At 36.3% G+C, this 13,929-nt stretch carries 12 protein-coding genes; 6 read left to right on the forward strand and 6 right to left on the reverse strand.

Features of this window, described 5'->3' with window-relative positions; translation table 11 throughout:
- Positions 1 to 19 precede the first annotated feature (19 nt).
- A complete protein-coding gene (locus BM141_RS04005) occupies positions 20 to 385 on the reverse strand; it encodes a hypothetical protein (protein ID WP_091540441.1) in 366 nt (121 codons plus the stop codon).
- Between the two features lie 144 nt (positions 386 to 529).
- Between BM141_RS04005 and BM141_RS04010 the strand changes: the two genes are divergently transcribed.
- Positions 530 to 1,441, forward strand: a complete 912-nt coding sequence (locus tag BM141_RS04010; RefSeq protein WP_091540444.1) for an Rpn family recombination-promoting nuclease/putative transposase — start codon at positions 530 to 532, stop codon at positions 1,439 to 1,441.
- A 3-nt stretch (positions 1,442 to 1,444) separates the two neighbouring features.
- On the opposite strand, the gene hisH is transcribed toward BM141_RS04010, so the two are convergent.
- The 3 genes from hisH to BM141_RS22770 all read right to left on the reverse strand — a co-directional run bounded on the left by hisH (position 1,445) and on the right by BM141_RS22770 (position 3,785).
- Entirely contained in the window at positions 1,445 to 2,044 is a 600-nt protein-coding gene (gene hisH / locus BM141_RS04015; protein WP_091540446.1) for an imidazole glycerol phosphate synthase subunit HisH, read from the reverse strand.
- A 104-nt stretch (positions 2,045 to 2,148) separates the two neighbouring features.
- The gene (gene sufD / locus BM141_RS04020) at positions 2,149 to 3,468 is read right to left on the reverse strand and encodes a Fe-S cluster assembly protein SufD (RefSeq protein ID WP_091540448.1); all 1,320 of its coding nucleotides are present in this window, start codon (positions 3,466 to 3,468) and stop codon (positions 2,149 to 2,151) included.
- A gap of 164 nt (positions 3,469 to 3,632) precedes the next feature.
- Positions 3,633 to 3,785: a hypothetical protein gene (locus BM141_RS22770; protein WP_177217255.1), complete on the reverse strand. Its 153-nt coding sequence runs from the start codon at positions 3,783 to 3,785 to the stop codon at positions 3,633 to 3,635.
- A 214-nt stretch (positions 3,786 to 3,999) separates the two neighbouring features.
- On the opposite strand from BM141_RS22770, the gene BM141_RS04025 reads away from it, so the two are divergent.
- The 3 genes from BM141_RS04025 to BM141_RS04035 all read left to right on the forward strand — a co-directional run bounded on the left by BM141_RS04025 (position 4,000) and on the right by BM141_RS04035 (position 7,786).
- Positions 4,000 to 4,278 (forward strand): hypothetical protein, encoded by a 279-nt coding sequence (locus BM141_RS04025; protein ID WP_091540451.1) that lies wholly within the window; start codon positions 4,000 to 4,002, stop codon positions 4,276 to 4,278.
- An 84-nt stretch (positions 4,279 to 4,362) separates the two neighbouring features.
- On the forward strand, positions 4,363 to 5,160 hold the full coding sequence (locus tag BM141_RS04030; RefSeq protein WP_091540455.1) for a GLPGLI family protein: 798 nt from the start codon (positions 4,363 to 4,365) through the stop codon (positions 5,158 to 5,160).
- A complete protein-coding gene (locus tag BM141_RS04035) occupies positions 5,153 to 7,786 on the forward strand; it encodes a carboxypeptidase-like regulatory domain-containing protein (protein WP_143090792.1) in 2,634 nt (877 codons plus the stop codon). Before BM141_RS04030 ends, BM141_RS04035 begins: the two co-directional genes overlap by 8 nt.
- A gap of 143 nt (positions 7,787 to 7,929) precedes the next feature.
- Here BM141_RS04035 and sufC read toward each other — a convergent pair whose 3' ends face one another.
- Positions 7,930 to 8,688 carry a Fe-S cluster assembly ATPase SufC gene (gene sufC, locus BM141_RS04040; RefSeq protein WP_091540463.1) on the reverse strand — a complete coding sequence of 253 codons (759 nt, stop codon included), beginning with the start codon at positions 8,686 to 8,688 and terminating at the stop codon, positions 7,930 to 7,932.
- Positions 8,689 to 9,116: 428 nt separating this feature from the next.
- Here sufC and BM141_RS04045 point away from each other — a divergent pair, with 428 nt between their 5' ends.
- Positions 9,117 to 9,935, forward strand: a complete 819-nt coding sequence (locus BM141_RS04045; RefSeq protein ID WP_091540465.1) for a hypothetical protein — start codon at positions 9,117 to 9,119, stop codon at positions 9,933 to 9,935.
- Between the two features lie 100 nt (positions 9,936 to 10,035).
- Entirely contained in the window at positions 10,036 to 11,544 is a 1,509-nt protein-coding gene (locus BM141_RS04050; RefSeq protein WP_091540468.1) for a tetratricopeptide repeat protein, read from the forward strand.
- Between the two features lie 69 nt (positions 11,545 to 11,613).
- Here BM141_RS04050 and BM141_RS04055 read toward each other — a convergent pair whose 3' ends face one another.
- Positions 11,614 to 13,884, reverse strand: coding sequence for an aconitate hydratase (locus BM141_RS04055; protein WP_091540470.1), 2,271 nt, complete (start codon positions 13,882 to 13,884; stop codon positions 11,614 to 11,616).
- Between the last annotated feature and the right edge of the window lie 45 nt (positions 13,885 to 13,929).

Below are 13,929 nucleotides of genomic sequence, written 5' to 3' on the forward strand. Positions count from 1 at the left end.
TTCAGGTTGGCAATATATTCTAATAATAAACAACTGTTACTTCATTGACAATGTTTAAAGCACTAAAACGAATCTGAACGTAGCGCGCTTTTTTATTTTTTCCACATTGTTCGCCTTCTTCTATATAATAGCGATAAAACTTTTGGTTGCGTTCTGCTAAGATAGCAAAATCTGCTTTCCCAAGCAAATTAGCCACCTGTATTTCGCGCAATCCTTCCAATTTTGGTTTGACTTTCTGCTCAAAATCGGCTAATAGATTGGCGCGTTTGCCTTCGCAACCTTTTTTATCACTTTTCCATGTTAGCAAATCAAAGCCTTGTGTATCTATCTCACTTTGATTGCATGAAATTAACAATAAGCAAGCAAGAATGTAAAAAAATTTCATAAATAGATAAAGGATACTGGGTTTAGTAAAACCTATTATTAGGCTACTACAAAGTTACTTGGTAAAATGCAGATAATACTATTTTTTACTAATAAAGTGAAAACTGTATTTGTAATTTTATGCAAAATGAAGTATTTTTGATTGATGAAAAAGAAAGGAAAAGCAAATAAAAATACTTCTCTGGTGCAAGAATTTGCGCTCACTCAAGAGCGTTACGTCAATCCATTTACTGACTTTGGATTCAAAAAACTATTTGGCTCTGAAATGAGTAAAGACCTCTTAATTAGCTTTTTGAATGAAATTTTACCCGACCAGAAAATAGCAACGCTTACCTACAAAAAAACAGAACACTTAGGAGCAGGCGACTTAGACAGAAAAGTGATTTATGACTTATATTGCGAGAACAACCGAGGCGAAAAATTCATAGTAGAGTTGCAAAAAGCAAAACAAACTTTCTTTAAAGACAGAAGTCTATTTTACTCTACTTTCCCTATCCAAGAGCAAGGGCAACAAGGCGATTGGGATTACGAACTCAAAGCTGTTTATACAGTAGCCATCTTAGATTTTTGCTTTGAAGACGAACATGCCAAAGATGTAAAAGTAATGGTTAAACTCATGGAAACCGAGAAAAAAACTGTTTTTTATGAGAAACTAACTTTTTTGTATTTACAAATGCCCAATTTTAATAAAAAGGAAGAAGAGTTGATAAGCATGGAAGATAAGTGGCTTTATTTGCTTAAAAATCTTCATAAACTCACCCAAAGACCTGCCAAGTTACAAGAAAAAGTATTTGAAAAGACATTCAAGTTGGCAGAAATAGCAAAGTTTACCCCCGAGGAGCGCAGTGCTTACAATGACAGTTTGAAGTATTACAGAGATTTGAAAAACTCCTTAGACACAAGTTTTGCAGAAGGGAAAGCAGAAGGGAAAATAGAAGAAAAAAGAGACGTTATAAAAAATGGGTATGAAAATGGGCTTCCTATCCCTGTTTTAGCCAAACTCACTCAGCTTTCAGAGAAAGAAGTTGCCCAAATTTTGAAAGAATTAGGCTATTAGCTATCATTGCGAGAGAAAATTCTCTAAAATTTTAGCCCCTACCTGTCCACTTTTCTCTGTATGGAATTGTAAAGCATAAAAATTATCTTTGTGCAGTGCAGCACTAAAATCGTGTATGTAGTTGGCTTTGGCGATAGTATAAGGGCTTAGTTCTGCATAATAACTATGAACAAAATAAACATAGCTTTCTGAGGGTAAACCTCTAAAAAGTACACCTTGCATCTCATGGAGTTGATTCCAGCCTATTTGTGGAACTTTGAGATGATTAGCTTGACCTTGGGGAACGAAACGCTTTACTTCCAAATCAAAAATACCCATGCACGGAGTATCATTCTCCTCAGAGTATTTGCATAATAATTGCATTCCAACACAAATACCCAGTACAGGTTGCTTTAGATTTTTTATTACCTCGTCGAGTCTTCTCTCTTTGAGGTAGTTCATAGCTGTACTTGCCTCCCCCACACCGGGGAAAATGACTTTGTCTGCTTTGATAATTTCCTCTGGAATATCTGTTATAAGTGGGGTAACTCCTAATCTTTCTAAAGCATAAGCAACAGATTGAGTATTGCCTGCATTATACTTGATAATGACGATGTTGGACATTTTTTAGTTGGGTTGTTTTGATAAAGTAACAAATCTTGCTAAAAAAAATATCGTTGCAGGCTTTTTACCTGCAACGCCATAGTCTAATTTCCTTTTATGCTATTTTATATCAGTTCCATGCCAAACCTATCTGCAATGATTTTTTCCGTAAACTCTCGTACAGGCTGGTATTTAATTCTTTCTAAAATATCATCAGCAAAGGCAAAAATAAGCATTGCCCTTGCCTGTTCGTGGGAAATGCCTCTTGAACGCAAATAGAACAAAGGCTCCTCGTCCAAAGCCCCTACTGTACAGCCATGAGAACATTTGACATCATTTGCCCAAATTTCTAATTGGGGCTTGGTATCCACATTGGCAGTAGGCGCAAGGAGAATATTTTTATTGGATTGGTAAGCGTTGGTTTGCTGTGCGTCCTGCCTAACAAAGATTTTTCCATTAAAAACTCCTGAAGATTTTTCATCTAACAAGCCTTTGTATAGCTGATTGCTCTGCGAATGGGGCATGGCGTGGTCGACAGCCGTATGATTGTCCACATGAGTATTTCCTGTAACAGCATATAAGCCATTCATATACGCTTCACAGTTTTCGCCATTTATCTTGATATTCAAATTATTGCGGACTATTTTCCCTGTCAGCGTAACCGTAGTATTGTTGAATCTCCCATCTCTTTCTACGTAAGCATACGTAGCCCCTATATGAGAAGCATTGCTTTCCTCTGTTTGGATTTTATAGTGTTCGCAGTAAGCATTCTGAGCTACATAAACCTCTGTTACTGCATTGGTTAAGGTTGAGAAAGGTGTAAGCGTACTGCTGAAGTGTTCTATCACTGTGGCACTGCTATTTTTACCTACAACGATGAGATTGCGCGGGTGGCAAATCACATCGTCAGCATTGGCATCGGCAATAAAGTGCAAAATAATAGGAACATTCACCTCTTTGTTATTGGGAACTTGGATAAAAACACCGTCCTGTGAAAGTGCGGTATTGAGTGCCACAAAAACTTCCTTTTCAAAAGAAGCGTACTTAGCAAAATGTTGCTCTACACTTGTTTCTCCTGATTTTTCTCTATAAACAGTCGCCAAATTACTGATCTTCAGCTCACTTTCAGGAGAAATAATATGAGAAAGAGCTTGGACATACACCCCATTAACAAAAACCAATATATTGGCTTCCTTTTCATCGTACTGATTGATAAAAGGAATATATTTGCTTGTATCTGAGATACTTGACTGTGGGAACTGATAGGTTTTATTGACCAAGTTTTTTAGATTGGTGTATTTCCATTCTTCGTGCTTAGTAGTAGGCACATCTAAATGAGTAAATTGATGTATGGCAGAAGTTTTGATTTCATCAATCGCCGTAGAAACCTTGCCTTCGCTCTTCAGTGCCTCAAAATGAGAAAGTATATTTTCTTTGAAATCCATGTTTTTCAATTAACAATAATTCAATTATCTTTATAAAAACCGCCATCTTTTTATTGATGTACTTGTCTTTGTGTTCCTTCAAGCTAAAGAACCAAATTATTATACATTTGTTTTGGCATTTGGCGGTAGTCTAAGTGGTCAACTTAGTCGCAAATTTCGCTCATTTATTCTAATTTCTCACAAACTTCTGTGTTTTCTTCTACTTTTTCTTTTACTAACTTTGTGTATTGGTGGGTAAGAGGTATGTTTTTGATTTTAGTATCACTTTGCCTATAGGTAAAGTTGGCATAAAAACAAGGCAAAAAATCAAATAACATACATTTACAAAATATGAAAACTCATCTAAACATAAAAAACACAAATATTTAATAATCAATATCATAATTCATAATTCATAATTCATAATTTTATTGTTAAAAAGTTTGTTTGTATAAAATTACTTACATAGTATTGTAGGGTACTTTGGTACTTAGCTAAGTTAAATTTGTAGTTTAGAATTTTCAATCTTAAAAATGAAAAAGTCTTAAATCAATGAAAATTAAATCTTTTTTAGTCGTAATTTGCCTTGTCTTAATAGCCAATTTCTCATTTGCTGGTACAAATGTAGAAAATTCAAAAATAGATTTATTAGCCAAATCTAATAAAACAGCAGAAACACCTAAAGCTGAAAAAAGTAAGCCCAAAAGATGTTTTAACGTTACTTTATCATGTGGTGTTGTAGTAACTGTTTGTGATCCAACTCTACAGCCAGGTGAGATAGCTGGTTTAATAATGGCTTTGGAAAGACTCAACTGTCGTGGCAGAGGTTAATAATAACACAATTTTTTAATTTTATTTAGTAGGATTGGTTTCTCTCAATCCTACTTCACTAAATCGAATAACCCAAAATCTAACATGAAAAAACTACTATTTGTTTTATTCATTTTTTGTACTTCTTTGACTTTTAGCCAGCCCATTTCTTTTGATTACGAGATAAAGTATGTTGTAAGTTGGCAACCCGATTCCTTGAATCCTGCCTCAAAACGAACTTTAGAAAAGTATTTACTTTATATCAATGACAGTGTGTCTATTTTTATCAGTGAGTATGAATTTGTTACTGATTCTGTAATAAATAATGCAGACCGAACAAGTATCCAATATATTACTACCTTGCCCTATGGTTATTTTGATAATAAAATACTAAAAACAAGGACTTCCTTATTGATAAATGAAAGAATAGGGTTAGACCAATACAGCTATGAAGATAAGCTAATAAATAGTTGGAAACTATCAAGCGATACCATGACCATCAAAGGGTACAGGTGTAACAAGGCTACCTTAGCCTTCAGAGGCAGAAACTATACGGCGTGGTACACTACCGAAATTCCCTTTAGTGATGGTCCCTATAAGTTCTCGGGCTTGCCAGGGCTAATAGTTAGTATTGCTGATGACAAAGACCATATAGCCTATACTATGGAGTCTTTTAGGAAACTGAAAGTGCCAAGAATTTATAAAGTAGCTTACCTAAAAAAATCAAGAAAAATTACAAGGAAAGAATATTTACAAGTATTTGATAATTACCAAGCTACCTTACTAACTGATATGGAAAGTAAGGGTGTGATTATGCAAGGACAAGACAAGGAAAAACTAAAGGAAAAACTCAAAAAACAACAAAAAGAAAATAATAACCGCATAGAACTGAGTAGTGAATAAACGTTATTTCTTTTTTCTTTTGTTTTTATTTCCTCTGAATGCACTTTCGCAAGTAATAATTTCAGGGGAAGTAAATAACAAAGATGGTATGCCCATTAGTGGAGCAAGTGTAACCATTACAGATACCACCACGCTCCGTATCCTAAACTATGCAATCACAGATGCAAAGGGCAAATACAGCATCAAAATAGTGAGTGAATTAGCTACTTTAAAAATTAATGTCAAAAAAATAGATTATGCTTTTGTTTCGGAAGAAATTGCGAACAAAACCCAGCAAATCAACTTCACACTCAATCCCCAAGTTACAGAACTCAAAGAAGTAACGGTAGTTGCCAGCCCTATCCGCAAAAGAGGCGATACCCTCAGCTACAATGTAGAGGCTTTTGCTGACCCTACAGACCGTAGTATTGCAGATGTATTGGCAAAAATGCCGGGAATAGAGGTAAAAGCAGATGGGACTGTATTTTATCAGGGCAATGCCATACAAAAATACTACATAGAGGGCTTAGATTTGCTTGAAGGCAAATACAATTTAGCCAATAATAACCTTCCTCATAACGCTGTCGCTTCTGTGCAAATCTTAGAAAATCACCAGCCTATCAAGCTATTAGATAGTTTGGTAAAAACGGAAAAGGCTTCACTGAATATAAAACTAAAAAAAGACATCACTACCACAGGCATAGCCAAGTTAGGGGCAGGACTTTCGCCCTTGCTTTGGGAAGTTAATACTACGCCTATGGTTTTTAATAAAAAACGACAGCTTATATTTTCTTACCAGACCAACAATGTCGGACATGATGTAAGTCAGGAAATAAAAACGCTTACTATTGAGAACCTTTTTGAGCAGTTGGACAACCCTACGCAAAAAACGGATTTATTAAGCATTATTCCGCTAAGATTACCGAATATTGCGAGTAATCGATATTTAGATAATCGAGTAAATATGCTTTCTGCTAACTTTTTGACCAGACTCAAAAAAGACATAGATATACGTCTAAATGTATCTTATCTAAACGATTACCAAAGACAGCAAGGAGAAAATACGACCGAATATTTTTTAACCACTGAAAATGTTTTGCTAAATGAAAAAATAAGTAACCGAACCTACACAAACGACCTACAAACAAATCTTACTATTGAGAAAAATACTAAGGAAACCTATCTAAAAAACAGTTTTAAAACCCAAATTAATTGGGATAGGCAACAAGGGAACATTGGTAACAATTTTGAAAATATAGAACAAAACTTAGCAAATCCTTATTACTTGCTTACCAACCAACTCAAACTTGTTAAAACCATTGGCAAGCAAGTTTTTACTATTTATTCTTTCCTTAATTACAACCAGTCCCCTCAAAGCCTCACAGTAACACCCGGACAGTTTGCTGAGGTGCTAAATAGCGGGCAGGGCTACCAAATAACAAAGCAAAGTATCAATAGAGAAATATTTCAAACTAACAACTACATAGAGTTTACTAGAGGGCTAAAAAGCTTTACCCTCACTTCCAAGATAGGTTTTAGTATTCAGCACTTAAATAAAGAAAGTCAAATCACTGTAAATGATACGATTAAAACAGGGATATTTGAAAATAGACAAGAAAATAACAGCGCAAAACTTTATTTTCAGCCTCATCTTAGTTATAAGAAAGAGGCTTGGTTAGTCAGTCTGCAATTCCCGATAGTTTATCATACAATCACAATTTCAGATAAAATTTTTAATCAAGACCAACGTAATGATGCTATTACTATCAATCCGAATTTTCGTGTGAGGTACGAGATAAATCCTTCTTGGAAAGTTGGGGCAGGTTTGGGCTATAACAATAGTTTTCAAAATACAGAGCAAATTCTAAGTGGGTATTTGCTAAATAATTACAGAAATCTACAACGCACCAATTACCCCGTAGCACAAAATAATAACTATACCTTTTCTACCAATATCAATTATGCAGACCCCGTAGAAGCCATATTCTTTAATTCATCATATCTTTTTTCTAAGATACAAAATCCATTTCTGCCTCAAAATGAAATCCAAGCTAATGGTACACAGGTTTTATCCTTTAAAGACATAACTAATAGGCTAAATTTCCATAGCTCAAACTCAAAAATTAGCAAATATTTTCGTAGCCTCAAAACTACACTTACACTGGGTTTAGAACTTAGCTATCAACAAGGCAATCAGCTTGTAAACAATGTGTTATTAAAAACAATAAATCAAAATATAAAACCAAATTTAAAAGTTAGCACACGTCTTACTGACAATCTCAGTATAGATTATCAACTTGAAACAAATTTTAATCAAAATAGAACGACAAATTCGAGTCGCCAAAGTGTTTTTATGTTCACTGAAAATCTAAAAATAAGCATTTATCCCAGCCCAAACCAATACATCGGCTTTATTTTTGAGCATTATTACAACGACTTTTTATCAGAAAAAAGGCATAATCTCTATACAGATTTGCTTTATAGATATACTTTTTCTACAAAAAAAATAGACTTGGAATTAGTTTGTACTAATTTGCTGAACGAAAACAAATATATTTCATCTTCTTTCACCAACTTTTATTTCTATCAAAGTGCTTTCCATATTCGCCCTCGTCAGTTTTTAGCAAGTGTCAAATTCAACTTCTAACCAATACAACACCTAAGAAAGAATTAGGTGTTGTATCAGCATTTGATTTTGTCGCTAATTATTTTAGTGTTTCTGTAGGCAGTTTTATTGGAGTATGCCTGTATTATCTTGGCGTATATTGGCAATTTTTATTGCGTGCATAGTCAAGCCAACACCTCATTCTCCGCTTTTATCCAATCATAACCCTTCTCTTCCAATTCTAAGGCAAGTTCTTTGCCTCCTGATTTTACTATTCTTCCTTTATAAAGTACGTGAACATAGTCTGGAACGATGTAATCGAGCAAACGCTGATAGTGCGTAACTACTATGGTCGCATTGTCTTTATTTCTCAAAGTATTCACCCCATTAGCGACTATTCGTAAGGCATCTATGTCCAAACCTGAGTCGGTTTCGTCCAAAATCGCCAGCTTGGGTTCGAGCATTGCCATTTGGAAAATTTCATTGCGCTTTTTCTCCCCACCAGAGAAGCCTTCGTTGAGGGAGCGACTGAGCAAAGCTTGGTCTATATTCACTAATTTGATTTTTTCCTTCATTTGCTTCAAGAAATTCACTGCATCGAGAGGGGCTTGTCCTCTGTACTTGCGAATAGCATTGACCGCCGCTTTCAAAAAGTTGGTATTGCTCACCCCAGGAATTTCCACAGGATATTGGAAAGCCAAAAACAAACCTTCTCCCGCTCTTTCTTCGGGCGAAAGCTCGAGCAGATTTTTACCAAAAAGTTCTACCTCTCCACCTAATACTTCGTAGTCCTCGCGTCCTGCCAATACAGAGGCTAAGGTACTCTTGCCTGAGCCATTGGGTCCCATAATCGCATGAACTTCTCCTGCTTTGACTTCCAGATTGATACCGTTCAATATTTTTTTCTCGCCTATGGCTACTTCTAAATTTCTGATGCTTAACATGACTAATTAAAATGATGAATTATAAGTTATGAATTATGAGTTGGTAAGCAATTGTTATTCAAATATTTTTGCGTATTACCAATTATTCTTCTCCTTTTTATTTTCAAAAAATTATGCAAATTTCGGAAATAGTTTAGACTTATTCTAAATATTTTGATATTTTAAAACAGGAAAAAATAAATAATGTTTTCGTTTGCAAAACTTTATTTTAGAAAATCTCCTAACAAATCATAAATTTTCCCTCTCTTTCATTTAACATCTTTTTATTAACAATTTTGGCATTATTTTTTAGATTGTTATAATATTGCCAAAAACTTTGAATCTAATACCGTGTTTCAAATCCTAATCCTTATTAGGATAAACAAACTGTAACTAATTAAAATATACTTACTCTATATTTTTGAACCCTTCACCTGTTAATATAAACAATGAATAGACTTATAGCTATCGTAATAATTGCATGGAGTTGTAGTGCTTGCGTAAGTACCAAAGATTATAAGGCACTCAAAGCAAAGTTAGCACAAGAAGCAGATAAAAACCAGAAGCTATCCGCAGAAAATCAAAGACTTAGAAAAAGTGTTTCTGAACAAGAAAACAGCGTTAGTTTTATGAAGTCAGAAAATCAGGTCTTGAAAGATGAGATTAAGAAATTAAAAACGGATATGGAATCTCTCCAACAGCGGGTGGATGAGAAAGTAAAAAATAACTTACAACAAAAAGAAAGCCTTTGGAATGACCCTAAGTACCAAGTCGCCAAAACTGCTGAAAAAGAAGACTATCTGAGCAGAGAGGAGAAAAACGTTTTTTATTATCTCAATCTGGCACGCATGAATCCCAGCCTTTTTGCTGAAACTTTCTTAGAACGCTTTATGCAAGAATCCCCTACGAATGACAATCCCAATAGTCGCTCTCTGTACAATGAACTTCGGAATACCCAGCCATTACCTGTCATTAAACCAAGTCGGAAGATGTGGGAAATCGCTCAATGCCATGCCGTAGAATCTGGAAAAACAGGATATACAGGACATGAAAGAGTTAAAGCTTGTGAGAAAGGGTACGCCGCAGAGTGCTGTTACTATGGAGAAGATGCTTATTCAGGATTAAAAATCGTATTGCAGTTACTCATAGATAGCGAAGATACCTCTTTGTCAAATAGAAAAGCTTTGTTAAGTGACTACAAAACTATGGGAGTATCTATCCAACTACACAAATCACATTCTTACGGAGTGGTTGTAGATTTACTCTAAAAAAGTATGCTTTTAAAGCAATAATTTCTACGAACCTACTAATTTTGCAGGTAATTTTTATCGCATTTATCAAGTTGTTCACCAATAAAAGTTTATAAGTATGAAAAAACTATTATTATCACTTCTTATATGTTTCTTTGCTACAGCCATTTTCGCTCAAGACGAGGACAAAGAAGTAACTAAGCAAGCCAAAGAAGCATTCAAAAACGCAGAAAAGGCATTGAAAAAAAATGACTTTAATACAGCAAAAACCGAAATAGAAAATGCACTCAAGTCGCAAAAAGTAAGTGCAGACCCTAAAACTTGGCTTACAAGAGGGCAAATCTACCAAGGATTGACCTTAGCGGCAGACTCGACTAACATGAGTGAAATTGAGAGTTTACTTGCAGAAATGATGTCTTCATATGACAAAGCAAAAAGTTTAGACAATAAGTATGATGTTTTGTATATACAACCACAACTGAATGTCATATGGGGTACTTTTTTTAATAGAGGGGTGAACGCTTATAATGCAGAAAATGCTCCTATGGCAATGCACTACTTTGAGAAAACAGACTTGATAATATCAAGAGACTCCTCTGCCTTGAATAATGCTTTCTTGGTAGGCATGGGTATCAAAGACAGAGATAATAAGAAATACAAAGAAATCTGTAATCGTATCATTGCTTCTCCTAACTTTAAGGATAAGAGCATGGCTTACTACATGTTGGCTGATATTGCCAATAGAGTAGAGGGAAATACGGAAGAAGCCTTAGAGATTGCTAAAAAAGGAGCCGCTTTGTATCCACAAAACAAAGATTTGATGCTTTTACAAGTGGATTTTTATCAAAAACTCAATAAAATCTCTGAAGCAGTAGCAAGTTTGGAGCAGGCTCTCGAGAAAGATTCTAAAAATGCTTATCTGCACTATGTTATGGGCTTTTTCCAACAAAAACTAAATAACACAGATAAAGCAATTGAAGCCTACAAAAAATCGCTGGAATTAGACCCAGAAAACTTTGATGTAGTTTATGAATTAGGAGCTGCCTATTATAACAAAGGAGGTTCTATCGGCAAGCAAATCAATAACTTGAGTTTAGAGGAACAGAAAGCTAAGGAAAAAGACGGCTCTTTAGGAAAAATGATGGAAGAAATGAAAAGTTATTACAAACAATCTCTCCCTTATTTTGAGAAAGCCGTAAAAATGAAGCCTACTGACCCTAATGCTATTGGTGCATTGATGAGTGCAGCGAATGGAACTGAAAGTTATGCCACTGCCCTTCCTTACATTGAAAGTGCAGTAAAGGCGGAGCCTAAAAATGCAGAGTTTTTACAACATTTAGCCACTGTCTACTACAAAATGGGTAAGCCAGAGGCAGCACTACCTTATTACGAAGCAGCAGTAAAAGAAGATGAGCTAAATGTAGAACTTTTGGACGGTTTATTCAACGCTTTCAAAAATGCTAAAAAATTCAAAGAAGCTATCCCGTATATCGAGAAGGCGGCAAATACATTGGCTACCGAAGTAAGTCTATGGGAAAATCTTTCTTACTTGTACTATTCTATCAAAGAAAACGCAAAAGCTGATGCGATAGAAAAGAAAATAGAAAAGTTGAATAAGAAAAATTAATTATATAACTCATAAAATTAAAAGAGGTTTCCCTATGTAGAGAAACCTCTTTTTTTATCAGTGAAACTTTTAGTTTCCTTTTTCTTTCATCTTAATCAAGTTCAGAGCAGAACCTGCTTTGAACCACTCAATCTGCGCTTCGTTATAAGTGTGTTTTACTTCAAATGTTTCCACACTTCCATCTTTATGAGTAAGACGAATCGTCAGATTTTTGTTAGGTGCAAACTCTGTCAGACCTAAGATGTCTATGGTATCGTCTTCTTGGATTTTGTCATAGTCTGCTTTATCCACAAAACGCAAAGCTAACATGCCTTGTTTTTTCAAGTTAGTTTCATGGATACGGGCAAAAGATTTTACCAAAATTGCCCTCACCCCCAAGAAGCGAGGCTCCATAGCAGCGTGTTCTCTTGATGAACCCTCTCCGTAGTTTTCATCACCCACTACGATTGAGCCAATACCCGCCGCCTTATAAGCGCGTTGGGTGAAAGGCACTTCGTTATACTCGCCTGTGAGCTGATTTTTTACCTTATTAGTTGCTTTATTGAAGGCATTTACAGCTCCTATGAGCATGTTGTTGGAAATATTATCTAAGTGTCCGCGATACTTCAGCCAAGGTCCCGCCATAGAAATATGGTCAGTGGTACACTTACCAAAGGCTTTAATGAGCAACTTTAAACCCAACAAGTCAGTGCCTTCCCAAGGTTTGAATTCCTCCAAGAGTTGCAAGCGGTCGGACTTAGGGTCTATAATTACCTGCACTTTGCTACCGTCTTTAGCGGGTTCTTGGTAGCCGGGGTCTTCTACGCCATAACCTTTAGGAGGAGCCTGCAAACCTGTAGGCTCATCAAGCATCACTTCCACACCATCTTCATTGACTAATTTGTCTTTCATTGGGTTGAAAGTCAAATCCCCTGCAATAGCAAAAGCAGTTACGATTTCAGGAGAAGCTACAAAGGCATGGGTTGCAGCCAAGCCGTCATTTCTTTTAGCAAAGTTTCTATTGAAAGAGGTAATGATAGAATTGGCTCTATTAGGGTCGTCTATGTGTCTTGACCATTGCCCTATGCAAGGACCGCAAGCGTTTGCTAATACTACTCCACCCATTTTGTCAAAAATTTCCAAAATGCCATCTCTTTCCGCAGTGTAACGCACTGTTTCTGAGCCGGGTGTAATGGTAAATTGTGCTTTGGCTTTCAATTTTTTATCTATTGCCTGTTTTGCCAAAGAAGCAGAACGAGTTAAGTCTTCGTAAGAGGAGTTGGTACAAGAACCTATCAAACCTACCTCGAGTTTTGCAGGGAAGTTATTTTTCTTTACTGCCTCTGCAAACTCAGAAAGTTTCCAAGCGCGGTCAGGCGTAAAAGGTCCGTTGATATATGGCTCTAATTCATCTAAATCAATCTCTATGAGATGGTCAAAATACTTGGCTGGGTTGGCATATACATCGTCGTCAGCTCTCAAATGCTCTTTGTATTGCTCTGCCAACTCGGCAACGTCAGGACGATTTGTAGAAATCAAATACTCTCGCATTTTTTCATCATAGCCAAAAAGCGAAGTAGTAGCCCCAATTTCTGCACCCATATTGCAGATAGTACCTTTGCCTGTGGCAGAGATGTTATCTGCACCAGGTCCGAAGTATTCTACAATCGCATCAGTACCGCCAGAAACCGTCAGAATACCAGCCACTTTCAAGATTACGTCTTTAGCAGAAGCCCAACCGCTCAACTTGCCTTTCAAATGTACTCCTATTAGTTTAGGGAATTTCAACTCCCAAGCCATGCCCGCCATTACGTCCACCGCATCAGCCCCACCAACGCCAATAGCTACCATACCTAAGCCACCTGCATTAGGCGTATGAGAGTCCGTACCTATCATCATTCCACCAGGGAAAGCATAGTTTTCCAAGACGACTTGGTGAATAATTCCCGCCCCCGCTCTCCAAAAGCCAATTCCGTATTTATTTGATACTGAGGCAAGAAAATCATATACTTCCTTGTTAGTATTGACAGCGACTTCCAAATCTTTTTTTGCTCCTTCTTTCGCCAAAATCAAGTGGTCGCAGTGAACGGTGCTGGGTACAGCTACTTTTGCTTTTCCTGCTTGCATGAATTGCAGCAGTGCCATTTGAGCTGTTGCATCTTGCATGGCTACTCGGTCAGGCGCAAAGTCCACGTAAGACTCACCCCTCGTGAAAGGCGTAGAAGGCATAGCATCGTATAAATGTGAGTATAATATCTTCTCTGCCAAGGTCATTGGTCTGCCTAAGACCTTCCTAGCTTGGGCTATCCTATCCCCCATTCTGGCATAGACAGCCTTAATCATGTCAATATCAAAAGCCATATTTTTTAGTGATGAGTTATAAGTTATGAATGATAATACAAAAAA

It is taken from the genome of Thermoflexibacter ruber (genome assembly GCF_900113045.1).
Classification (GTDB): domain Bacteria; phylum Bacteroidota; class Bacteroidia; order Cytophagales; family Thermoflexibacteraceae; genus Thermoflexibacter; species Thermoflexibacter ruber.

Coding starts and splice junctions, on each gene's coding strand:
- BM141_RS04030 (WP_091540455.1), top strand. CDS start 4,363: ATGAAAAAACTACTATTTGTTTTATTCATTTTTTGTACTTCTTTGACT.
- BM141_RS04045 (WP_091540465.1), top strand. CDS start 9,117: ATGAATAGACTTATAGCTATCGTAATAATTGCATGGAGTTGTAGTGCT.
- BM141_RS04055 (WP_091540470.1), bottom strand. CDS start 13,884: ATGGCTTTTGATATTGACATGATTAAGGCTGTCTATGCCAGAATGGGG.
- hisH (WP_091540446.1), bottom strand. CDS start 2,044: ATGTCCAACATCGTCATTATCAAGTATAATGCAGGCAATACTCAATCT.
- BM141_RS04010 (WP_091540444.1), top strand. CDS start 530: ATGAAAAAGAAAGGAAAAGCAAATAAAAATACTTCTCTGGTGCAAGAA.
- BM141_RS04050 (WP_091540468.1), top strand. CDS start 10,036: ATGAAAAAACTATTATTATCACTTCTTATATGTTTCTTTGCTACAGCC.
- sufD (WP_091540448.1), bottom strand. CDS start 3,468: ATGGATTTCAAAGAAAATATACTTTCTCATTTTGAGGCACTGAAGAGC.
- BM141_RS04005 (WP_091540441.1), bottom strand. CDS start 385: ATGAAATTTTTTTACATTCTTGCTTGCTTATTGTTAATTTCATGCAAT.
- sufC (WP_091540463.1), bottom strand. CDS start 8,688: ATGTTAAGCATCAGAAATTTAGAAGTAGCCATAGGCGAGAAAAAAATA.
- BM141_RS04025 (WP_091540451.1), top strand. CDS start 4,000: ATGAAAATTAAATCTTTTTTAGTCGTAATTTGCCTTGTCTTAATAGCC.
- BM141_RS22770 (WP_177217255.1), bottom strand. CDS start 3,785: ATGTTATTTGATTTTTTGCCTTGTTTTTATGCCAACTTTACCTATAGG.